The sequence below is a fragment of the Hymenobacter arcticus genome (genome assembly GCF_054779975.1).
Genome location: NZ_BAAGXF010000011.1, coordinates 57,456 through 79,735, shown reverse-complemented (window position 1 = coordinate 79,735; position 22,280 = coordinate 57,456). Strand labels below are relative to the sequence as shown.

16 protein-coding genes and 1 pseudogene are annotated in these 22,280 nt (G+C 56.0%); 4 read left to right on the top strand and 13 right to left on the bottom strand.

The features are described 5' to 3' along the window. Positions 1–30: 30 nt before the first annotated feature. From ACYVGC_RS17345 to ACYVGC_RS17330, 4 genes and pseudogenes are all read right to left on the bottom strand, one after another. Entirely contained in the window at positions 31–3,006 is a 2,976-nt protein-coding gene (locus ACYVGC_RS17345) for a GEVED domain-containing protein (RefSeq protein WP_460585111.1), read from the bottom strand. Positions 3,007–3,614: 608 nt separating this feature from the next. Continuing rightward, on the bottom strand, positions 3,615–4,943 hold the full coding sequence (locus ACYVGC_RS17340) for an ISKra4 family transposase (RefSeq protein ID WP_460585195.1): 1,329 nt from the start codon (positions 4,941–4,943) through the stop codon (positions 3,615–3,617). A gap of 82 nt (positions 4,944–5,025) precedes the next feature. Further along, positions 5,026–5,642, bottom strand: a pseudogene (locus tag ACYVGC_RS17335) (recombinase family protein). A 57-nt stretch (positions 5,643–5,699) separates the two neighbouring features. Then, the gene (locus ACYVGC_RS17330; RefSeq protein ID WP_460585110.1) at positions 5,700–6,383 is read right to left on the bottom strand and encodes a plasmid pRiA4b ORF-3 family protein; all 684 of its coding nucleotides are present in this window, start codon (positions 6,381–6,383) and stop codon (positions 5,700–5,702) included. On the opposite strand from ACYVGC_RS17330, the gene ACYVGC_RS17325 reads away from it, so the two are divergent. The 3 genes from ACYVGC_RS17325 to ACYVGC_RS17315 all read left to right on the top strand — a co-directional run bounded on the left by ACYVGC_RS17325 (position 6,318) and on the right by ACYVGC_RS17315 (position 9,535). Next, on the top strand, positions 6,318–6,806 hold the full coding sequence (locus ACYVGC_RS17325) for a transposase (protein ID WP_460585109.1): 489 nt from the start codon (positions 6,318–6,320) through the stop codon (positions 6,804–6,806). The genes ACYVGC_RS17330 and ACYVGC_RS17325 overlap by 66 nt on opposite strands. 78 nt (positions 6,807–6,884) lie before the next feature. Next, the gene (locus ACYVGC_RS17320) at positions 6,885–7,157 is read left to right on the top strand and encodes a hypothetical protein (protein ID WP_460585108.1); all 273 of its coding nucleotides are present in this window, start codon (positions 6,885–6,887) and stop codon (positions 7,155–7,157) included. A gap of 1,094 nt (positions 7,158–8,251) precedes the next feature. Next, entirely contained in the window at positions 8,252–9,535 is a 1,284-nt protein-coding gene (locus ACYVGC_RS17315; RefSeq protein WP_460585107.1) for a RepB family plasmid replication initiator protein, read from the top strand. 203 nt (positions 9,536–9,738) lie between these two features. Here ACYVGC_RS17315 and ACYVGC_RS17310 read toward each other — a convergent pair whose 3' ends face one another. The 9 genes from ACYVGC_RS17310 to ACYVGC_RS17270 form a co-directional block, all read right to left on the bottom strand. Beyond that, entirely contained in the window at positions 9,739–10,035 is a 297-nt protein-coding gene (locus tag ACYVGC_RS17310; protein ID WP_460585106.1) for a hypothetical protein, read from the bottom strand. After that, positions 10,032–10,829, bottom strand: a complete 798-nt coding sequence (locus ACYVGC_RS17305) for a ParA family protein (RefSeq protein WP_460585105.1) — start codon at positions 10,827–10,829, stop codon at positions 10,032–10,034. Before ACYVGC_RS17305 ends, ACYVGC_RS17310 begins: the two co-directional genes overlap by 4 nt. Positions 10,830–12,039: 1,210 nt before the next feature. Further along, on the bottom strand, positions 12,040–13,029 hold the full coding sequence (locus ACYVGC_RS17300) for a hypothetical protein (RefSeq protein WP_460585104.1): 990 nt from the start codon (positions 13,027–13,029) through the stop codon (positions 12,040–12,042). 642 nt (positions 13,030–13,671) lie between these two features. Beyond that, positions 13,672–14,655: a nucleotidyl transferase AbiEii/AbiGii toxin family protein gene (locus tag ACYVGC_RS17295; RefSeq protein WP_460585103.1), complete on the bottom strand. Its 984-nt coding sequence runs from the start codon at positions 14,653–14,655 to the stop codon at positions 13,672–13,674. After that, positions 14,640–15,362: a DUF6088 family protein gene (locus ACYVGC_RS17290; protein ID WP_460585102.1), complete on the bottom strand. Its 723-nt coding sequence runs from the start codon at positions 15,360–15,362 to the stop codon at positions 14,640–14,642. The genes ACYVGC_RS17295 and ACYVGC_RS17290 overlap by 16 nt, the downstream gene beginning before the upstream one ends. A 235-nt stretch (positions 15,363–15,597) precedes the next feature. Beyond that, a complete protein-coding gene (locus ACYVGC_RS17285) occupies positions 15,598–15,864 on the bottom strand; it encodes a hypothetical protein (RefSeq protein ID WP_460585101.1) in 267 nt (88 codons plus the stop codon). A gap of 22 nt (positions 15,865–15,886) precedes the next feature. Continuing rightward, the gene (locus ACYVGC_RS17280; protein ID WP_460585100.1) at positions 15,887–16,396 is read right to left on the bottom strand and encodes a hypothetical protein; all 510 of its coding nucleotides are present in this window, start codon (positions 16,394–16,396) and stop codon (positions 15,887–15,889) included. A 171-nt stretch (positions 16,397–16,567) separates the two neighbouring features. After that, positions 16,568–16,873 (bottom strand): hypothetical protein, encoded by a 306-nt coding sequence (locus ACYVGC_RS17275; protein ID WP_460585099.1) that lies wholly within the window; start codon positions 16,871–16,873, stop codon positions 16,568–16,570. Further along, positions 16,870–17,301 carry a hypothetical protein gene (locus ACYVGC_RS17270; RefSeq protein ID WP_460585098.1) on the bottom strand — a complete coding sequence of 144 codons (432 nt, stop codon included), beginning with the start codon at positions 17,299–17,301 and terminating at the stop codon, positions 16,870–16,872. Before ACYVGC_RS17270 ends, ACYVGC_RS17275 begins: the two co-directional genes overlap by 4 nt. 650 nt (positions 17,302–17,951) lie before the next feature. Here ACYVGC_RS17270 and ACYVGC_RS17265 point away from each other — a divergent pair. Next, positions 17,952–22,277, top strand: coding sequence for an NACHT domain-containing protein (locus ACYVGC_RS17265; RefSeq protein WP_460585097.1), 4,326 nt, complete (start codon positions 17,952–17,954; stop codon positions 22,275–22,277). Positions 22,278–22,280 lie beyond the last annotated feature (3 nt).

Sequence of the window (22,280 nt, the reverse complement as noted above, 5' to 3'; positions counted from 1 at the left end):
GCCTCTTTTTATGCTTAGGGCGGTTAAGATTTACTCTATTGTTATTCGCCTGGCCCCGGCAAGGCCGGGGAGCTGGACGATGTAAAGTCCGGGCGGCAGGGCCTTTAACTCAATTTGAAAGGTTCCTCCCGTAGCGGGGCGGGCGGTGAAATGCCCGACAAATTGCCCAAGACTATTGATAAGGTCAACCCCGTGGCCAGCGTCGGCTCCCGCGAGGGTTAGCAAGCCCGCAGTTGGGTTAGGATACACCACCCACCCCGTGCTTGCTGCAGCGGGCGCGGTGGCCAGCACCGCATCGGCTACCCACACGGTAAAGTCACGCACCTGGTCGTAGTCCTCGTCGCGGGTTTGGGGGTCGGGCACGGGCCAGACTGTTTTGTAATCGTCGCCGCGCAACCCGTGCCAGAAGAGGCGCAGGCGCAGGGGCCGGTTGCGCAGCGCCGTAGTCGGGATGGTGAACGTGCCTTCTTTCAGGGGGATGTTGGAAGTCGAGGTCGAAACGAATAGCTTTTCGCTGGGGTCGAATACACCATCATCGTTGGCATCGAGCCATAGGTAGACAAAGTGGTAAGCAAAGCGGTCAGTGCGCCTCACGGCGATGGGATAGCTACTGCCCGCGGCTAGATGCAGCGCTGACTGCCGGCAGGTTTCGTCGCGGTAGCCGGGTTGGTTTTCGCCACCCTGGTACGTGAGGGTAGCCAGTTGGGCCTGGGCAATGCCATTGGTGCAGCAGAGCTGCCCCGTTGATAAAGCCACGGCGGAGGAGCGGGGGCCCTGGCCAATGCCCGTCACGGTTACGTAGCCGGACCGGGAAATGGTACTGGTCCCGTAGGTGTTGCGGGTTTGCAGCGATACCGGGTACTGGCCGGCCGTGGCGTAGGTGTGAAGCGGATTGGCCACGGTCGAGCTGGTGCCGTCGCCAAAGTCCCAGCGCCAGTTGGTGGGCGTCGACCACGTGGTATCGCGAAACTGCACCTGCCCGCTGCACGAGGTAGTCAGGTCTGCTGTAAAGCCGCTGCGCGGCGCTACCTGCTCGGGCAGCACCACGACGCTGTAGTCTTCGATGGCGGCGGTCGTCCCCTCGGGCGAGCAGCCATTACTGGCGTACAGGTCAGCGGCCAGATAAATAACCAGGCGCACCCGAGTGGCGCCCAGACGAGCGTTGTGCGGAACCTGGAAGGAACCGCCTTGCGGGCTATAGCCGGTATAGTGGCCCGCCTGCTCGGAAGGGCCAAACTGCCCGTCTTGGTTGTAGTCAATCCACACGACGCTCTGCGTCCAGGGACCCAAGCCCCCACTACTGAACGGCAGCGACTCGGTGAGCACCGACACGGTCTGGCCCTGGCGCACGGTGGCCACGTAGCGGGTGAAGTCGCGGTAGCCCACACGCGGGGCTCGGTATTCCTTATTATCCACGTCCGCCACTTTCACCCGCGTGAAGTGGAGGGGCGAGTCCTCATTGCCACCCCAGCCGCCGGCAGTGCAGTAAGCGGGGCAAGCGGCGGCCACAGCGACTTCGCGTTGGGTTGAGTCTATCTGGGTGGGGCTGTAGGCCAATAGCCGCAGGGTGTATACGCCCGGCGTGGTATAAGTATGTACGGGGGGCGTAGCAGCCGAAGAAGTGGTGCCATCGCCAAAATCCCAACGGTAGCTGGCGCTACCGAGGCTGGCATTCGTGACGGCCACCTTCACTGGCCCGCATACCTGATTGTACGTCAGTGCGAAAGCCGCGTGAGGCACGCGTGTGTTCGGGAGCACCTGCACTGCATAGTCGGCCACCTGGCCCCATTCAGGCGCCACACATGGGCCCACGGCAGGGCTACCCGCATAGTCGGCGCAGATGCGCAGTCGCAGTGGTTGGTTATAGACTAATCCGGGACTCAGCGAGTTGAGGCGCAGCACGATGTTCGGACTACTGACGCTTAGGCCCTGGTAGAGCAGTTCACCCGTTGGATTGAACTGACCATCGTTGTTGAGGTCCAGGTACACCCTTACGTCATGGGCGGCCTGGCCGCCGGTGGTAATATGCAGCGTGTCGGGCCAATCGGCGCGGAGCGTAGCCCGGTGGGCGCAGCTCGCATCTTGGTAACCAGCCGCGCCGCCACCGGGCCGGTGGTCAAGCTCGGCCAACTGCACCCGCGCTACGCCAAAGTCGCAGCAGTACGCTCGCGTGGCGGGCTGACAGGCAATTGGCTTGGGGCTGTTCCCACGCATGGTAATATAAGCGGGCTTGGTTAGTGAATCGCAGCCACTGGCGTTGCACACGCGCAGCCTTACGGCGTAGCTACCCGGCGCGTAGTGGTGACTGGGATGCTGCTGGGTGCTAGTCGTGCCATCGCCAAAGTCCCAGCGCCAACTGGTGGGCGCATTACGGGAGCGGTCCCGCAAGACGATGGTACCTGAACAGGTAACCGAATCGGCAGCGGCAAAGCGTGCCGCCGGCTGCGGCAATGGAACTGTCGTGACAACGACCCGGTAGTCTTCCGTTTGGGAGTACTGCGGTGTGGTGCAAGGGCCCGGCACGGGAGAGTTCACGTAGTCGGCCGCGATGCGTAGGCGCAGAATACGGCCGGGGGTAAGTGTTGGCGGTACGGTGAACTCGCCTACGTGCTGCCGTCCTACCGAGGAGAAAATCAATTCACTCAGCGGGTCGAAGACCCCATCCTGGTTGAAGTCGGCCCAGGCGCGCACCTGCTCGTCGGCTTTAGGCCCGGTCGTCACCCGTAGCGTATAGGTGGTGCCGCGGTTCAGAAGAATGGCCCGGCGACAGCTATAGTCCTGGTAGCCATCGGTGGCCCCGTCCGTGGTGGTATCGACATTAGCCAGTCGTAGCCGCAAAATACCGAAGCCCAGGTTCAAGGAATTGGTAGGTGCGCCGCCGGGCTGGCAGCCGGCCGCCGGTAGGCATTGGGCCCCGGCCTGGCAGTATACCAGTAGCCCGAACAGCAGCCCACCCACCCAGCGGAGCCAGGAAAAATACCAAAAAGACTGGTAGTCGTGGGCCATAAATCAGGGAAGGAAACGATTAATTGCAGGCAAAAACTGCTTAGCTATCAGTAGCGTCTAACAGCAGCAGTAGTTAGGTTCATCGTAGCTTACCACCGAGCCGAAAAAGGCGTTTTGGGCAAAAGCTTAACCAGAAAATCAGCAAGTAAAAAGCGCGCGAATGCTCTAAAAAGAAAGGGCAAAGCAATAAAATCTTAGTATCCGAGAGGATAGTAAGGTATTCTAATGCAACCCGTAAAATAATAATTAGAGCGAAAGGGGAGCGCGGGTATATCGACGTTGACCGGCAGTTCTGTAAAGGTGCTGCAAGTATAACAGGAACGCTTAGTTTGCAAGGTAAAAAAAATACAATAGCAAAGATTATGCAAAAAATATGCTTATATCCTATCAATAACAAGCTAACAAAAGTGTGTGTATTTGTAATAAAATTAATAATATAGTTTAATAAAATTTTATATTAACTATATAAAAATTAAACCGAATGACGGAGCTGCTAGAACTAGACCCGACCGACGTTTTTGCCGTGGTGTAGCAGCAATTGAAGGACGTACCATCATCGATGAACAGAAAGAAGAAAGGAGAGCATCAAAAAGTGTGGGGCAATGGGGTTAAGCGGCCATCGGCATCGGCTCTGCTGGCACTGACCGGAAGCCCGGATACTGCTGCCGGAAACAGTCTTCCCATTCCTCATTGAGCACTTTGGTACGGGCCTGTACGAGCAGATGCGCGCCCTTTTTAGTCCACTGCATCTGCTGTCGCTTCACCATTCGCTTGGCCAGCACTTGGTTCACCGCCGACTCCACAAAACCTTTAGACACCCGTTCGCCGTAGCGCTGGCGCTCCGAGTAGTCCACGATAAAGCCGCTGTTCTGCTCCACGTAGGTGTGAAAATCAGCAAGTAGCCGGGCCAACGGCTTGCACTTGCTGTATTTCCTGGCCACCAGCGGGTCGTCTTGGTGCGTGGCCAGGGCGTCGTCTAGGTCCAGTATTTTCTCCAGGGCCCGCTCGGCGTTGCCGTGCCAGAGGTACCATTTGATACTAGTCAAGCCATCTTGCAGCGCTTTGCCCCTGGCCGTGTCGACCTGAACGAATCCCAGCGCGTATTGCTGCAGCACCGTCAGGCGCATGGTCAGGTGGAACCAGTCCAGGATGTGCGTGGACTCCGCACTCAGGTAGCTGGTCAGCGACCGCAGAACCGCAGCGCCGTCCGTGAAAAATTCCACCGCCTGATTGGCCTGCAGCCCCTGCGAACGCAGGACCTCAAACACGCGCCGCCGCGGCTTGGCATCGACCTCCTGCACGAAGCCGAAGCATTTGGCATCCCCTTCAGCAGGGATGCTTTTGCCCGCAATCACCTCGAAACAGCCTTTTTTATGCCAGTGCCGGACGTAGCCGCCGTCGAGGCCGACAACCAGCGGGCGGGCCGGGCACGGCAAGGCCTCGCGGTCGCGCTGGCAAACGCCGTGAAAAGGGGCCACTTCCTGCGGCAGCTGCTGTTCCTGCGCCTCGACCACCGCGTGCAGGTGCTGTTGGATGGTCGTGCCCGATAGTTTCGCACTCAGGGGCAGCACGTCGTGGAGCAAATCGGCCGTTTTCTGGTAGGGAATCAGGCTGGCCCACTTAGTTTCCAGGTACAGCCGCTCTGGGGTCACGTGCTGCGGAAAGAGGTGCTGGAGGGGGCTGAAGGTCTTAGGCCCCGCCTCGGTGGGCGGCAGATAGTAGCGTGGGCTCTCGACGGTGACGTTACCAAACAAAGTTTTCAGCTGGAGCGGGTAGCTGCCTTTCTTGCGCAAGTCGACGGGCTGCTGCGCCTGCAGATGCGTCGCCACCTGCTGCGTAATCATCATTTGCTGAAGACGTTGCAGCAGTTCTTTTGATTCGGCCAGCGTCAGGCCTACGCTGGCTAAGCTCAGGTCCTCCCGGCTCCAGGTGAACACGTCTTCGAGTAGGGGCTCTTCGCCTGCTGAGGGACAGGCCACCAGTTGTAGTTTGAAGTTTATGGGGCTGGGGGGGTAAGAATTACAGCAAGACTTTCACTTTGCGAACCGTATTGATGGCCACGTCGCACAGCTTTGCCGTGTTACGTACGCTCAGGCCTGCGCGCAGCTGCCGGGCGACGGCCGCATACTTTTTCAGAAAGACGGCTTTTTCTTCCGTCGCGCCTACCGGGCGGCCAATCTTGATGCCCTGCCGCCGCGCCTCGTCCATGCCCGAGAGAATGCGCTCGCGCAAAGTCTCACGTTCCAGCCGGGCGAACTCGGCTAGCAAGGTGAACATGAACTGGGCCACCGGATTCCGCTTACCGTTTTTGAGCGTTTCGATACCAAAGTTTTGGACGTAGATGCTAATGCCCAACTGGGTCAGTTCCTCGACGATTTGTAGTACTTCGACCGTGGAGCGGCCCAGGCGCGAGACCTCGCTGACAATACTTTTTGAATGGCTCCTTGCCGACTCAGCTCCAACAACTGCTGAATCCCCTCCCGGTCCTGGTTCCGCTTGGCTCCGCTAATCTTCTCCGCAATCTCGGCTACCACCTGCACGGCCTGGCTCTGGGCCACGGCGCGCAGGTCCTCCACCTGCCGTTGGTAATCCTGCTCCTTCTTGGAGACGCGCACGAAAATGACGGCCTGTTGCATGGCGCAAAGCTATTCGTGCTGTATCAGATAAACCACTTGGTTTTGCTGATACAGTTTTCAGGCTTTCAAATCCGCGAAAAAGTAGTCGTAGCCGCCTTGCGAGAGCAGAAAATCGGGATTACCCTTAAGTTGATACACTTTGGCCAGCTTTCGATTGACGTAGTCCTTGTCGAAGTGCTCCGGTTGGTAGGTCCAGAACCAGGTCGGCACGTCGTCTTCCCGAATGTCCTCGCCAGCCAGCCAGCGGTCATGAGCTTCGTAACGCCAACTGAACTGGTCGAGCGTGCGCTGGTCGTAGCCACCGGGGCCACCAACTTCTTCCGGTGGGCAGGCCCGGCGACCACTCACGCAAATCGGAGTAACCGGCACGGCCGTCGGCGGCAGTAGTTTTTCGACCCGCACCTGGTGCTGCCAGTAGTCGCCGAAGTCGTAGGTGTAGGTGAACTTGTCGTTCGCCTGCCACGCAAAATCGCCCAGGTGGACCCGGCGGGCATCATCGGCATACCACGTGCCGCCGGCGTAGCTCAGGCCGTAGTCCTTGCCCCAGAGATGAAAGCAGTGCAGGTGCCAGTTCTCCCATCCCATCACGACCTGGAAGATGTGGTGTAGCTCGGCTAGGGTGGTATCGCCCCGCACCAGCACGCGCCGGCTGATTTGCGGGCTGATGCCCAGCAGATGAATCTTGAGCTGATAGCCCACCGCCAGGCGGTCAGGAGGGGAAGTAGCAGGTGGTTGGGTCATGGTCTTCCCCGACAAGTACGGCTTCCCAAGTTAGCCGCAGAAGCTGCTGACCCCAACTGCCCCACACTTTTTGATGCTCTCCTCTATGAGCAGACCCAGAGTCTCTACAGCCACACGGGCCAGCCCTCACTCGACTCGGTAGTCTTCTTTAAGTTGATGCTGGTCAGTCGGCTGAAAAATCTGGTCAGCGACCGCCGCCTCGTCGAGCACTGTAGTCTGCTGCTCGATATCCGCTATTTTCTGGGCTATGAGGTGGACGAGAACCTGCTCTGGCACTCCACTATCAGCCGCACCCGCCAACTCTTTCCGGCTGCCGTCTTCGAGTACCTATTCGAGCACGTTTTTGCCCAGTGCGTGGCCGCCGGCCTGGGCCTGGGCCACACCCAGGCCGGCGACTCGGCCTTCGTCAAGGCCAACGCCTAGCTGGAGAGCTTAGGCGAAAAACAAGCAGCCGAAGCTGCCGCGCCCACGTTACACGTGGCCGACGAGCCACTGCCAGCGGTGTCCGTCCCCGCCCCCGCCCCAGCTGCCTTACTTTCCAGTCCCGCCCATCAGCTGCAGCGCCTAGCCTTCACCCACGCCCGGTACCTGCGCCATACCAGCGGCCCCTTGGGGCGCGGCCGTCCGCAAGCCCGCCTATTGCGCAACAAGACGCACTATAGCCCCGCCAACCCCGACGCCCGCATCTCCGTCAAGTCCGGCAAAGCGCGCGCCCTTAATTACCTCTGTAGTATGGCCGTGGATGAGGGCCGGGGCGTCATCAGCCACATTTAAGCGGACTTCACCGACCAGCGGGACTGCACCCTGCTGCCGAGCATCGTTGCCCCGCCGGCAGTTCGTGGGCAGCTAGGTGATGGCGTAGTGGCGCGACGATACCAGGCAGCAGGGTGCAATCACGCTGGCCGGTGAAGTCGGCCTGCATATGACTGTAACTCTGTGCTCCTTGTCCACGGTCATAGTGGGTACGGCAGCTTCAGCGGTTAGCTCTTTACACAGCCAAATGGCTGTGTAATATAGTAGCCGTTTGCGGTAGCTATTGAGACCACTTACTTGGTTAAAAACATGAACTCTTCGGCGCCCCCTAGTGTGCGCAGCCAGACTACTCTAGTGGTAGAGAACGTTGGTAAGCTTCTGAGCAAGCTGATTCTAAAAAAAATCACTAGACTAGTCTTTACTACTTATTAACTCTTATAAGTCTTATAGGCGCCATAACTAGTTGATACACAGTGTCCCCAGCGCCCATATCCCTACCAAAACCCCGTCAACCCCCTACCAAAACCCCGTTAACCCCCTACTAAAACCCCGTTAACCCCCTACTAAAACCCCGTCAACCCCCTACTAAAACCCCGTCAACCCCCTACTAAAACCCCGTTAACCCCCTACCAGAACCCCGTCAGCTAATTCAACATCCCCTACCAAAACCCCGTCAACCCCCTACCAAAACCCCGTTACTAGCCAGCAGCTACTTGTACCTAGTCAGATACAAGTAACTCTGTGTCTTGTATCTGACTAGGTACAAGGTCTGTACCTGACTAGGTACACAGTAATCTGCTTTCTGTACCTGACTAGGTACAGCTTATTAAGTGGTACCGGGCCGTAGCTGACCACTTGGAACTCCTACCAAAACCCCGTTTTGGCGGTATCTAGTCCTGTTGCTAACTGGTAATCCCTACCAAAACCCCGTGTCTGCTGCAAGGTAATCCCTACCAGAACCCCGTTCCGGTCGGAAGCTTCTAAGCCTGTATCAGCTAATCCCTACCAAAATCCCCCTCTTGCTGGGAGCTAGAAGGTCAAGCCTGGCGCTGTAGTACTTGTAGGTGAATGCAGTTGATAAGTAATAGAGGCGGGTTGTATCTTAGCCGGTGCTCATGAATTTACCTGCTCCTTTGAAGAAGCCCCTGATACCGATTCAGGAATCAACGGCATTAACTGAAATAAGGCAGCATAATGCCTTGATTAACAGTCCATTTGAATTAAGTACATTGGAATGGCGGGCTTTTACTGCTCTGCTGCAACGGATTAGTCCTGACGATGAGGAGTTAAAGGAACACTTTATTCCGGTAGCAGAACTGGTAGATGTGGGTAAAGGGGGAGGTAAGGCCTACGCGCAGATTGCGGAGCTGAGTGACCAGATTACTAAACGCAAGCTTTGGGTAGAGCAGCTCGGGCCTACTGGAGAGCGTATGAAAAAGCCTGACTACCGGGTAATTCCTCTTCTGGCTCTGGCCAGCTACATTGAGAAGCGCGGTGGAGTAGTGCTCGTACTTAATCCGCTTTTTCGGCCGTATCTGCTACAACTTGCTGAAAAAGGCAACTTTACGAAGAGCCGCGTAGCCGAGCTTAAGCACTTGAAGGGTAACTATGCTTTTAAGCTCTATTGGCTGCTGTCGGAATATCGGACCTTTGGCAGCCGTATGTTTACCATTGCTGACCTGCGTTTTCGTTTGGGGATTAAGGAGGAAGAGTATAAGGGTCGGTTCGATAATTTTAAGGCGAAAGTGCTGGACAAAGTCCAGAGAGAACTGGCCAAAACTGACTTGGCCTTTCGGATGGAGATGGTGCGTAAGGGATTAACGGTGGAGCAGATTCGCTTTACATTCAACGCCCAGCCCTTAGCATTGGGTGAGGTAGCTAACAGTGAGCCGTTCGAATTGCCCGTGATTACTGTGCTAGCGGAGGACCCAACGCTGGAATCCTGGGTGCAACAGTTGCGAACGCAAGGAATCAGTCTGGAAGGATGCGAGTTGATTCGGCGCCACTTGGCCGAAGGACAATATCCGGAAGCATATCTGAACTACGTGCTGACCGTGTTGCAGAAGCCGCGTAAGACGCCAATACGTAAGCCGGCAGACTATCTTTTTAAGTGTATTACCGGCAAGCTGCTGCTTGATGAGTTTAAGCGCAGCTTGTTGCCTCCAGTGATTGCACCGGGTAATCCAGTTCGTGCAAAAGCCGCCAAGCCAGTGGCCAAGGTTCCAACTGAGAAAGTATACGATTTGACAGAGGTTAAGCAGATGTATGAGAACCCTGGTCCTTTTTCTAAACGCTTGAATCTGGCTGCGACTTTTGAGGAGCATTTGCAGCTAATATACCTTAATCAGGGGTTTGTACTGGAAAGCAGGGGGGGTAAGGAGGTGCTGATACTACGGTAGAATTAAAAGTAATAAACAGTACAAATTTGATTAGAATTTTGTACTGTTTATTACTAGTAGTCAGTAGTTTACGTATTGTAGGATGGAAAGCTTACTAAGCAAGTTCTAGCTAAATAGCCAACTGCTTTTGCAAGCCTAACATTAACTCCCTGTTTCTTATCTGGTGCCGGATGGCTATCGCTTCGACCCAGGCTTTCTCTCGCTTATTCTTCTGGAATTGGCCGTAGTAGCTCCTGGTCTTGGCGGGCAAAGAACTCCGTGAGTGCTCGCTCTAACAGTACTCGTTCGTTGCGCCGACTCCAGAAGGCAAGCCGGCTCAACTGCTCTTTATGGGTAGCCGTGATACGCTGGCCAAACGCTACTAGCCTCTCCCCTTCTGCAGGCAATTGTGCGGCGGACGTAGAGGGTACGGCTGGCATAGCGGGTGCGCTAGGTGCAGCAGGTGCATTGACGACCGACTGCATCAGCATGTCGGCCATGCTTTGAATAGGCTTTTTCATAAGGCTGCGAGAATAGCATGAGTGAGCAACTGGTAATCCTGGGCAGCCCGGCTGCCAGGCTCGTAGGCGCATACCGTCTGCTGGGTAGCCTGGGACATGGGCACGGCCATGTCCTTGCGAATATTGGGGAGCAGCGCCTGCTCGCCGTAGAGGCGACGAGTAGCCTCTACGGTACCATGGTTAAGCGTACCGCGTTGATTGGGATGGTAAGCCGTGAAGAAGATGCCCGCCAGCGCCAAGCGCTCGTTCAGGTTTTCCCGCACGACGCCGGCGGCCCGCACCATGTCGTGGAGTCCATCGAAGGCTAGTTGCTCGGCTTGGCAGGGAATGACGTAGACATCAGCCGCCGTAAGCGCCAGGCTAGTTAAATCACCCAGGGAGGGTGGGCAGTCGATGACCACGTAGGCATAGCCACTGAGCTGCGGCAGCATTTTACGCAGCAGCCCATGATAGCCGGGAATCCGTTGGAGCCGTGATTCCTGGCTTAGCAGCTGAATGGAGGCTGGCAGTAAATCTAGGTTGGGCTCTTTGGACTCCACAATGATGTCCTCCAAAGTAGCTTCCCCAAGCAGGACCGAGAGCAGCGTGTCGCCGCGGTACCCTCGTTGGTGTAAGACGGCCGTTAGATTACCGGCCTGGGGGTCTAGGTCAAGGGCCAGCACGGGGTGGCCCTGACGGGCTAGTTCTCCGGCAATCGCGGCGGCCGAGGCAGTCTTCCCTACTCCCCCCTTGTTATTAGCCACGGCAATCACCCGAGGGCGAATAGGCGAAGGCGTTTGTGTTGAAGTCGACATACTAGTAGCACTAGAAAAGCTAGCACGTGTGCTGTGATAGCGCTGCAAGATATACTGTAGATACAAGCTTGTCTAGCGTCTCTTTTAATAATATTTTTACTAGTAATACTAGAATTGCTAGCAATAGAGTTTTCAGCGGGTCAGTCAACGGATTAAGACTGCACTGACTTACAATTTTATTTGTTGAAAATGAGTAACTTATAATAATTTTCGATTACATATCAACGTACCCTTCAATAGAAACTAGAAACACTAGAAGTGCTAGAAGCACTAGTGAAGAAAGTGTGACTAGCTACAATAAAACTTCTTGTGCTGCTGTATCATCTTTTATGACTAGTATAAATAGTATTGCTAGCGCAACTTGTATTGCTAACCTAACTGTCACTATTAGTGTACTATATATTGTGTGCGGAATAACGGGCAGACGAAGAGAAGCAGCGATAATATGCTCAGTCGAGGATTTAGACTGACTTAAACTCTTCCATTCAATTAGAGCGAGTAGCATTGACACCCAGTCGCCAGCACTTGTTCCGGATGGCGGTTACTAAGCCTGCTTGCAGGGCGCGTAGGGGAGGGGAGAACTGGTAACAACCTAAGCTACCGGCTACGCCACCCTCCATAAGCAGCTTTTCAGCTTGGGGCAGTGTAGTGTGGTTGACTTTCACTACTATTCTCCGCTGTGCGGCTGAGTAGAAGAGAAGTAACTGGCAAACTATCCGAGGCACGTAGCCCGCACTACCAATCGACGGTGCGGTTCAAATACCACTTGAAGTTCGTCACCTACGCCGACAGATTGGTCCAACCGGACTGGTGGAGCATGCGTGAGGCTGGGGCAATAAATTAGCCACGACCATCGAGCTTCAGTAGCCGTGATATTGGAGTCAAGCTGACATACCCAATGACAGCTTGATGCCATGCCACAGTGAAATCACATAGTGCAGTTGATACACGCGCTTCAACAGGCAGTTCACCAGCTGTACAGCCATGCTCTAGTGGTCAGGTTTGAGGTTGGGGCGATAGTCGGCCTTACGCTATGCAGATACGAGAAATAGTATTTATTCCCCACTGCCTAACCTACTGTTGGCCGAACAGACTGCCGTCTTACGCTTTAAATGCATCAGATGAGGAGGCCCGGCCATCTCCAAGGGTAGGCCCAATTATCTAAACAGGAGCACCCCTCTTACGCAAGGCGGCGAGCAAACTCCTGCGACTAGCCCAGCGGTGGGTAGCCTTTACGCCACGCGGCTAGTCGCACTACCAGCTCCTTTTGCTGGTCTGTCAACTTATTGCTGGAAATCTGAGGCGTAAAAATCCGCTCAACCCAACCGCGACCGAATTCGGCAGACTGCCCGGCTCGCCGATAAGCGACTGCATAGTCAGTCAATCGGTCTAATAGGGGATTCTGGTTATTGTAGCTTGGCATCAGGGGGTGATGATGCAAATCATACTCCGCAAAGCGGTAGAGTTCGGTAGCTTGTTGACCATTCAAGCTACCGCCATATGTGGCTGCCAAGGTATTGATTAACGCCTCGTTGCCAGTTGCCACTATTTGGCTCTGGCGCGGGTCGGGCGAGCGCTCCAAGGCCTCTAGGCATAGCAAATCTTTGTTTAGCTGCTCATCGCTATCATCGTCGTAGACGACCACCTGGCAGGCTTCTAATTTCTCAAGTGAGATAGCAGGGATGCCCAGTAGCTTATACGCTAAGAGTCGGTGGTTCCCGCCCGTGAGCTGCATAATTCGGCTGTTGGCGAAATAAGTGATGCCTATCTTCTCTGGGTATAACGTGGCCCCCTGAGCCAGTGTCAGCACCGCCCGGGCCGTCACAGCCGGTGTTCTGACGCCTCCTTGGTAAACTTGCCGCTCGAAATCAAGTTCCCAACCACCATTAACTGAGCCGTGAAAGTCCATCCGGTCGAACGCAATGGGCAATGCCGCACCGGGCGATATTTTCTTGCTCCGCTGTTTAGTTGCAAGCCATACAATGTAACTATTAGCCACCTGTTTTGCCACGATACGGCAGCCCGTGTAGTAGTCCTGCCGAATGACGGAGTCCTGTGCGAAGCGGTCCAGTAATGTCTGATAAGCTACTGCCCCCTGTTGTTCGTTAGTAGTTGTAGGATTGAGGTTAAACTCATCTAGTATCTGCGTGGCGATTTTCCATACCTGGACTTGACCGGCCGATAGGTGTGAGTAAGTCATGGTCTTCTTACAGCAGATAAGAAATAAAATTGCGTTAGGACCTAACGATGACTGGCTTCGGGTGGAGTTATGGATGCTGCTGCCGGACCAAAAATGAGAAGCCATTGCCTAGCTACAATAAAGGCTCCTATAAGTGCGTGCTTAGGGATTCTCATTGCAACGGGGCGAAAAGTTACGTGGAGCAGCGTGTACTACCTTCTGCAAATTTTTAGTAGCAAAGCCTCTCCACTTTCTGCTACCCTCACGCTTACTGCACCGAATACTTCTTCGGTTTTAGGCCGACGTGTTGCGCACACACCCTTAAAAAATGGCTCAGGCTGGTAAAACCCAACTGGTAGCGCACCTTCTAAAACGTCAGGCGCTGCTCTTTCAGAAAACGGATGGCTTCCTGCATGCACAGCGTCTGGTAGTAGTCAAACACGCTTTCCCCCAAGAATCTGCCAGAACAGTTTTCGTAGCTCCGGCGCACTCACGTTGGCCTCTTTGACCAGGGCTGCGATAAGGAGAGCTTCCCCCAGGCACGATTGGAAACGCAGTTTGTTGGCATGAAGTGACACCTGTTAAATGCCGTATTAGTGAACGCTACGCACTACCCGGTGCTCCTGATTGAGTTGACTCCAGACCAGCCAACTGGCTGCTTACTTATCCGGTCACTGCCAGCCGCTGCCCAACGATAGCCAGCGTGGCGGCTATGGCAGCAGGGTCTGGCAGGGTGCCGTGCACCAGTTGCCGAAATATCCCCAGGTAGGTAGGCATCACCTGCCGCCATAGTTTGCCGCCATCGGCGAAAAGCGGAGCTTCCCCCAAGGGACGACTGGCCCAGTCTCCCTGAAACTCCTGGTTGCGGGCATCGTCGGCCCGGGCTTCGGTCAGCAGGGCCTCGAAATTCATACTAGCCAGGAAATCCCGCAGCTCAGGTTGTTGCAGCAATTGATGCAGGTCGTAGGCGTGCCGGACTTTCACTTGCAACTCAGCCAGCGGGTCGGTCGCGTAACCCGCCCGCACCAAAGCCAGTATCTTCTCCACTAGCGTGCGCTCCAAAGCCAGCGTCAGCACCTCGAAGGCCGCTAGCCCGAACTCGGCCACCGCCTCCGGCTGGCCAGCCTCCGTGAGTGCTTGCCCGATGTAGGATTGCACGAGCCGCCGGTGGCTGGGGTAGGGACGGGCAAAGGCATTGATTTCAAGTAGTACCGACCCCGCCCGCAGCTGCGGTAGTAAAGCGGCCGGGTCGTGGGCAGTAGGAAAACGGTGCGCCGTTTTACGAAAGTGGCTGCCGCGCACGGTGCCGGGCGCCGTAGGGTCAGCGGCGAGGTCCTGCGTGATATGGCGGGCCGCGTCATCCATCAGCTTTTTAACCCGGTTGTTGCTCCAGCCCTCCGTGCCGGCGATGGCCAGGTCAACATCTTCGGAAAACCGCGCAATCAGCCCGTAGGCCTTGGACAAGGCCGTACCGCCCTTAAACACCACCTGGTCGCGGTAGGCGGAATCGGCCAGCGCCCGCAGCACGTAGCTGACCCAGTAGTCCTTTTCCACCAGCACGGGCGCCAGCCCCAACTGCCGGACAGTGGCGGCCAGCGCTTCAGCAAACGCTGCTGAGTCGAGGTGCAGCGTCATTGGATGTGCCATGCGGAGCGGTTCGGTAAGGCGGCGGCGCTGAGGCCGAGGCGATAGGTGGTCAGCGGGTTGAGGGTGGCGCGCAGCTGCGCCGCGCCGGCGCGACCCGGCAGGGTGTCAAGCAAAGCCCCCAGCAGGGCGCGGGCGCGGGGCGGAGCCTGGCCCAGGGCCAGTACCGTGAGCCGGTGCCGCCGAGCAGCGGGCCAGCGGCGCAGCTCGGTGGCGAGGCAGGCGACCACCTGGTCGGGCGAGGCGTCGGGGATGCGGCGCACGTCGCGCAGCACTTCCAGCCACTGCAACAGGGGCACGTCTGCCAGCTGCTCGGGCGCGGGGCGCACCACGGCGCGCAGGCGAGCCGGCAGGCGGCGGCGTGGGCGGGTGGTGGCCACGGTGAGCGTGGCGGGCACCTGGGTAGTCAGGCCGAGCGCATTGTAAACGGCCAGGCCGGTAGGGTAGGGGGCCGGCTGGCCGGGCGCAGCGCCCACCGCGGCCACCACGGCCGCCTCGGTAGGCGGCACCGGCCCGAAGCGCCCGGTCACGGGCCGGTAGTAGTAGCCTTTAGCTAAGCGTTTTAACTCCCCCCGCTTACTCAGGCGACTCAGCGCGGCCGCCACGGCCCCGAACTCGGCGGGCTCGCGCACGAAGTCGGCGTAGCCCACCGGTTGGCCGGCAGGTAGCTGGGCGAGCTTGGCGCGAATACGCTGGGTGGTGGCGGACATAGTAAGCAGGTTCGAACTCCAAAGAAACAAAGAAGCGCGGCAAAAGTGTCAAGTTTTTACGTGTAAAAACTTGACACTTTTGCCGCGCTTCGGACTGGTACCCGAACGCCTCCGGAAGGGTAGCCCAATTTGGCGTGGTGAAAACACACCGCACCTGTCCTTTCTAAAAAGGAGAAAATCCCCGTCGACTACCCCACTGCCTTCTGTGCGACGGGCCGGAAGGTTTCGGGCGCAATCAGGTGAGTAAAGTGGGGGAAGCCCAGGCGGGAAGCTGGGGCAGAAACGCGCGCAGGTCGTCTGCCTTGTGGCGGAGTAGCTTGCGCTCGTCAAGCAGGTAATGCCGGCGCGCGTTGCTAAAAATCGTTTTCAACTCCTGCTCCTGGAAGAATGGAAACAGGTCCGGCGACCGAACAGGTCCCAATTTAAAGCAGCCGGAATAAGAGGTCCCAACTCTTCCGTAAAACCAAAGAAGCGCCACTTTTTTCAACAAGTGGCGCTTCATAGGTCTTGCTTTATTCTTCAAGTCATGCCGGCGTTTTACCGCTGCCTGCTTGCCGTAAGTGCAAAAGTCTGTGCTCTACCTCCGGGCTACCGGGGGCCGGTCCGCCGCCGGGCACACCGGGCGGCAGGGGCCGCCCAAACGCCAGCCCCCAGCGCCGGGCCTGCACCACTTGCCCGGCCACGTGATTGCCGCGGGCCAGATAGCGCACCAGGGCATACAGCCGCGGGCAGCTACCGGACCCCAGCGCTTCCAGCTCGACCAGGGCCCAGACGGCCAGCTCCGCGGCGTACAGGTACTGCTGCGCCAGGTAAAGGGTCGGCGGCGCATAGAGCGGCGGGTCCAGCACGGGCAGCTCCGGCGAGTCACTCAGGTAGTGAGCCAGTTCTTTCAGAGTTTGGTCAGTGAACCAGACCTGGTCGTTCGCCACCTGGAGGTCGGGTTGAAACAGGACCAGGGCGTCAGCCCAAATGTGGTCGGCAAGCGCGGGAAAGTGAAAGCGCAGCCGATGCCGCAGGTAAGCCAGTGCCTGCACCCGCTGCTGGGACGTGGCCTAGGCGTAGGCAATGGACCTAGTGTTTGCTGCTTCAATATGAGAGAAGGGGAGGGTATTCATAAAAATTACGTGTTAGAATAGAAGGGACGCGTCGGGGCTACCCGCTGGCCAACCAGCGGGGAAAAGCATCTCAATCGGGTGGAGGGGTCCCTAGGGAAGGGGAGCAGGCGTCGGAGGTGTCAGCCGGCCTTCCAGCCATTCATCTTCCAGGCAGGCCTGCCGGACCTGCCGGGCCTCGGCCGCGCAGGCTTGCCGACGGTCACGCAGGGCTTCGCGCAGCACGTCTACCAAGGGCGCGCCGGTCAGGCGCTCGATGGCGATGGTCAGGTGCTGCGTGTGGGTGTACAGGGTGACGGCGGTGAGACCCGCCAGTTCGAGCTTAGCCAGCTGGCGCTGCTGACGCCTGGCCAGTTTACCAGCGCGGCGTAGCTGCTTGAGGTCGCGACGGTGGCTCATCGTGCTGGGCGGCTAAGCAGGGAGACAAAAGTCAGCGCGTCGGCGGGCTGGAAACGGGCGGCGGCCAGGTGGTCAAACGTGCCGGCCCAGCGGTCGGCCCGGTCGGGGAAGAAGGTCCCGGGTATCCAGGTCGGTGTGGGCCGACGCGGGCGGGAGCGGTGACCGCGGAAGCTACCGGAACGCAACTGACGCAATGTGATGCCCGTGGCGAGGTCGCGGCGCTGGCGGGCAGCTTCGGCTTGGCGTCGGGCGATTTCGGCTAGGACGTTCGCACCCCAGCGGGTGAGACGGGCGATATCCTCGCTTTCGTGAACGAAGTGGTTGGCCCTTAGCTGTTCCGCTTCACTGAAAAGGGGGTTGCCGATGAGGGGCAAGAGGACGTGCTGGCGTAGCTCGCCCAAGGAGACGGAAGGTTCGGCAATGGCCATAACCTGTCCCTTTACATGATTTTTCATGTAATTTTGGAGTGTGAAGGGTTTGCAATAACCCAGCTAATAGTACCTGCTGTAAACAGGTGCTATAATTGGAGGTCACCCCTTGCCGGGGGTGGCCTCTTTTGCTTACTACAAGCTGGGTACTCCGCTCGGAGTGTTGCAAATATACAAACAACATACAGAAAAACGTCTGTCGTCTGTATGTTTTATATTTGTCGAATGGAGAAGAAAGTGAAGCCGCCTTATCAGGTTCGGATGTCAGACGAGCTTTACGCGACTGCCATGGCTAAGGCAAAGTCATTGGGCTTATCCTTTGCAGCTTACGTGCGTTACCTGATTTCTCAGGACAATAATAAGAAGTGACCATTTTTTAAGATTTCAAGCCTTCTACATACAAGCCTTCTACATAGTTGAGTGAGCCAGTCGTTATATAAAAACGAGAATAATCTCATTACCTGACGACTGTGAGATGAAAGAAGGACGCCTCAGCAAGGCACAAATCGCAGCGATTTTATAGAAGCAAGTCAGCGAGTAGGATTATACATGCGCATGGCTTGGACAAAGCCACGCTCTACGTGTGATGTCTGTGTGAGCATGAACGAGTCGACCTAGCTCAGATGGCTTGACCGACGTTGATTTTTCTAATGACTACACCTTTTCCATACCCCTGGGAGCGGCGCTGGCTGCCCATTTCATCTGCATCCAATCCGTTTGAGCCTCCTTATCAATTTGATAGCAATGGCTACATTGTGAGTCATCGCACCGGAGCAGATTTTCGCACCCGAGAACTGATAGGAGTCAAACTGGATGACCTAACTGACAAGCAGATTTGCGTAGTGCTCCTTGGCGAGCCCGGCATGGGCAAATCGCAGGAGTGGGCCGCGCAACAAAAACGGTTAGAGGACGACCCGCACCATGCCTTTTTTAATTTGGGTGCTTTCAGTTCAGAAGACCGATTAGAGCGAAAGATTCAATCGGACCCAAAAGTGCTTGCCTGCCAGACCGAAGATGCAGTGTTCACGCTGTGGCTTGATAGCTTGGATGAGGGGCTGCTACATATCAATACACTCCAAGAGTCCCTACTTGACATCTTGCGGGGCCTGAAGCTGCGGCAACTACGGCTGCGCATAACCTGCCGCAATGCTGTGTGGCAGCCATCGTTTGCGGGTGCTCTGGAACAATTGCTGGCTCCGGCAGGAGTAAAGCCAAGCGAGGTGCTAACTATGCTGCTATTGAGTCCATTGAGCCAGTACCAAGTGAGTCAAGCAGCCGAGCAAGAGGGGTTTGGGGTGAACTCGTTTCTTCAAGCCGTGGCGGCGGCCGATGCGCAGCCATTAGCAGGACGGCCCGTTACGCTCGGGCTGCTCATTCAACTGTATAGACATCACCAACCTCATTTTGGGGACACTGGGCCTACTAGCCGTAACGAATTATACGAACAGGGATGCCTAGTGCTCTGCGAAAGGCCTGACCACAGGCGTGCGGATAGGCACCGTTCTAACCCAAAGCCGAGGTTGCTACTGGCTGGTTACTTGGCTATGGTAATGGTTTTGACTAATCGGCGTTTGGTATACACTGAACTGGTCGGAGGCAGCCTATTGGCACATGAATTAGACCCATATGCTTTAGGTGGAGGAAGCACTGTTGCCTGGCAAGGAGTGCAAGCATCTATCGACCCCGCTAGTTTGCGAGACTTATTCAAAAATACAGGTTTGTTTACCGACCTAGGTGCGGGGCGCATGGTGTGGGCTCACCAGTCATATGCGGAATTTCTAGCAGCGTGGTATCTCAATCTAACCGGCATGACCGCAGCCAGCCTCCGCCCACTATTTCGCTCTGCGGCCGACAGCCAGGGTGGTATCGTCCCGGCCTTGTTAGAAACTGCCGCCTGGCTGGCAGATTTGCAACCCGCTTTCTGGCACGAAATCTTGGCCATTGACCCGGTAGCGCTGCTACAGTCGGACTTGCGTCGGTTAACGGAAACGAAGCGGGGCTTACTGGTTGAGCGGTTGATTCGCTGGTTTGGTAGCCTAGCGCGCCCCCCCTATCAAAGCAGTGGGTTTATGCAGTACCTGAGCCACCCGGGACTAGCAGACCAGCTACTACCCTTACTGAGCGATACGACTGCTTTTAACGCAGTCGAACGATTTGCGAGTGATTTGGCAGTAGCCTGCAATGTATCGGCACTGCTCCCATTATTGGTAGACCAAGCCTTCGAGGTATCGTTGCCTTACTACGTACGTCGGCGGGCGCTCCACATCCTGCGAGGTATCGCCGATGATGATTCTCGTCAAAAGCTGCGTCCCCTACTGACAGCTTTGCCGGAGGAAGATGAGGATGACCAGTTTCGGTATGAACTGCTGCATATCCTGTGGCCGACCCATTTAGCTGTCAACGAGCTATTACCCATTATAGTCGGTCGTAGGAAAACGAGAATGATGGGGGATGGATTTAGTAACTATTTCATCGATTTTGGGGAAGGCAAATTTAATCCTGCACCTTCCGCACTGTTGGCTAGCATGCAGTGGCTGACGACACATATTAAGCACCTAGACCAAGTCGGGGAACTTGAAGAGTTATGGGGTAAAGCAGGGACATCTTTTTGGAAAGAAGTATGGAATGTGATGGACGACAAAACTATCGCACAAGCGTATGCCGACCTTTTTGTAGCTGCCGTGCGTAGGTACAAGCAGCCCTCCGCTGCCGGAACCCAGACGCAGAGACTCCTCATTTTCAGCTTGTTATTAGCACGGCATGACCGGCCCGACGCATGGCGCACGCTATACCATCTGGAGCAGGGCGAATCGTTGATAAGAGATGCAGACTGGGAAGCCTTAGAGCCCCTGTTGCATGGCCGGCTGTCGGCCACGGCAAGAGCTTGGCTCACAGATGTACTAACGCGGCTGCTGATGCATCAGGTGACAGAAAATTCGGTGCCAACGGATTTTACCCCCCGCTTTACGAAGCTGTATGGAGTTATGAAAAAGTATCGCTCAGCCCGGATGACGTTTCGGGCATGGTGCGGCCCCGCAAAGGTGAAAGATAAATCCCGGCTGGAAAACCGAAAGTGGCAATTGGAGGACCGCGTAAGGGAAAAGAAGAAACTGCGCACTGCGCAACAGCGTCGGCGTTCTACCTTACGGTTCTTGCGCAAAAGGTACTGCCGCATTGCAGAGCTGCTGGATAATGCGACGACTGGAACATTGCGTCATTGGGAGATTCTGCTGCACTACGTAGGGGAAGAAGTGGTGAAAGACGGTACCTCTGAGCCTCACGACGTAACTCGGTCACAGGGGTGGAGTAAACGGCTCACGGAAGAGCAGAAAACGCAACTAGTGGATTGGGCTTGCGCAATTGTTGCGCAGTATGCCGACCTACCCGCCGAGTGGTGCAGCTTAGATAATGTTCAGTACTATGATGCCCAGCGAGTACACCGCGCCTACATTGTGTGCTGGCGGCAGCGGCCAGCGTTTTTAGAAGCCCAGTCAGTCTCTTTTTGGCAGCAATGGGTAGCCTTTTTACTCAAGTTTGGGGGCAACAGCGCGGAGGATACAAAATTTGATTCGCTTCAGCCAGCGGCGGCCATTGTGCCAGCGGCTGTAGACGAGGCTATTTTGCGGGTAGTATCGGCAAACAACGCTCAGGGTAGTTCGGGATGGTATGATTTCGACGAGATGTTTCGGGCACTGCCGGGAAATGATTTTTCAGGTCTCCTGCTTCAAGAAATTAAGAAGGGGACGTGGCGGGAGGACTTTGCAGCTAAACTCCTAGTAAATATGCTGGAAGTAGGCTACCAGCCCGCTTGGGAGTATGTGGGTACGCTGATTCCAGTGAGTATTGTAGCCAGTACACCGGAGAATACCTTACGGTCGGTATTGATTGTCGCAACGTACTGCTGGCTGTTGTTTAACCGGAAATCATCGGCCGAATGGTGGTATTGGCTTGAGCGGCTGATGGTTCAGCCAACGCTGGCTGCACAAGTGCTCGGCGATTCTATTAGCCACTTGTCACCTGGGGAGTTACGTCAGCTTGGAAAGCTAACGGAGCAGCAACTTGGCGAGTTGATGCGCTGGCTGTCAAACACTTTTTCACTGACGCCTGCGGATGTAGATGACTGGCAAGAAAATACTCCCAATGGTCGTATTGCCTCATTGCGCTCTGCGGCAGCATCCGAACTTGCCACTCGTGGCACGCTAGGAGCGTGGGATAAGCTGCAGGCCTTTTCGGATTCACTAAAGAATCCGTTCTGGCTACAAGTGCGGGTCGACCAAGTACGAGAAAATCTGCGTCGTAATTCCTGGGAGCCCTTGGACCCAATTGCGCTTATTCAGCTCAGTCAACGAACTGACCGGCGCTGGGTGCGGTCGGCTGATGACCTAATGGGACTGATTCAGGAATCGTTGACGCGTTTTCAAACAGATTTGCAAGGTGCGCTAAATGCGGCCGAACAATTGTGGATGCCCGAAAAAAGCGCGAAGAATGCCACGATTGGACAGCGCATTCACGACGAGAACTATTTGTCCAACGTTATCCGGCGGCACCTGACCCAAGACCTCAAGAGAGGCGATATTCTTATCAAGCGGGAAGTAGAAATCCTGCCTTCTGCTGGCAAAGGCACGGGGCAGCGCGTAGATATTTATGTTGAGGCATTCACGCCTGGAGCCGACAGGACCAAAATTGACGTGGTGACGGTGGTGATAGAAGTGAAGCTGAGCAAGAACGAAGAAGTTGAAACAGCTATCAACAACCAACTACTTGGTTATCTGAAAAACCAAACCTATAAGCACGGTATCTTCCTAGTCGGTTGGCATTATGGCCAGTACTATAAAAAGCCTTCAAAGAAAAAGGACATAGAAGAGCTACAGCAGCTACTAAACCAGCAGGCTGCCGCTGCCGTCACTGCAGGTTGCGTTATTTGGGCAAAAGTGCTTGACCTAAGGCTGCCGTCCGATACTAGTTGGTCAATTTAATGG

Excerpts from the sequence above, each read along its gene's own strand:
- ACYVGC_RS17345 (WP_460585111.1), bottom strand. The coding sequence starts at position 3,006 with ATGGCCCACGACTACCAGTCTTTTTGGTATTTTTCCTGGCTCCGCTGG.
- ACYVGC_RS17325 (WP_460585109.1), top strand. The coding sequence starts at position 6,318 with ATGAATCTTGAGCTGATAGCCCACCGCCAGGCGGTCAGGAGGGGAAGT.
- ACYVGC_RS17330 (WP_460585110.1), bottom strand. The coding sequence starts at position 6,383 with ATGACCCAACCACCTGCTACTTCCCCTCCTGACCGCCTGGCGGTGGGC.
- ACYVGC_RS17315 (WP_460585107.1), top strand. The coding sequence starts at position 8,252 with ATGAATTTACCTGCTCCTTTGAAGAAGCCCCTGATACCGATTCAGGAA.
- ACYVGC_RS17310 (WP_460585106.1), bottom strand. The coding sequence starts at position 10,035 with ATGAAAAAGCCTATTCAAAGCATGGCCGACATGCTGATGCAGTCGGTC.
- ACYVGC_RS17305 (WP_460585105.1), bottom strand. The coding sequence starts at position 10,829 with ATGTCGACTTCAACACAAACGCCTTCGCCTATTCGCCCTCGGGTGATT.
- ACYVGC_RS17300 (WP_460585104.1), bottom strand. The coding sequence starts at position 13,029 with ATGACTTACTCACACCTATCGGCCGGTCAAGTCCAGGTATGGAAAATC.
- ACYVGC_RS17295 (WP_460585103.1), bottom strand. The coding sequence starts at position 14,655 with ATGGCACATCCAATGACGCTGCACCTCGACTCAGCAGCGTTTGCTGAA.
- ACYVGC_RS17290 (WP_460585102.1), bottom strand. The coding sequence starts at position 15,362 with ATGTCCGCCACCACCCAGCGTATTCGCGCCAAGCTCGCCCAGCTACCT.
- ACYVGC_RS17285 (WP_460585101.1), bottom strand. The coding sequence starts at position 15,864 with ATGAAGCGCCACTTGTTGAAAAAAGTGGCGCTTCTTTGGTTTTACGGA.
- ACYVGC_RS17275 (WP_460585099.1), bottom strand. The coding sequence starts at position 16,873 with ATGAGCCACCGTCGCGACCTCAAGCAGCTACGCCGCGCTGGTAAACTG.
- ACYVGC_RS17270 (WP_460585098.1), bottom strand. The coding sequence starts at position 17,301 with ATGGCCATTGCCGAACCTTCCGTCTCCTTGGGCGAGCTACGCCAGCAC.
- ACYVGC_RS17265 (WP_460585097.1), top strand. The coding sequence starts at position 17,952 with ATGACTACACCTTTTCCATACCCCTGGGAGCGGCGCTGGCTGCCCATT.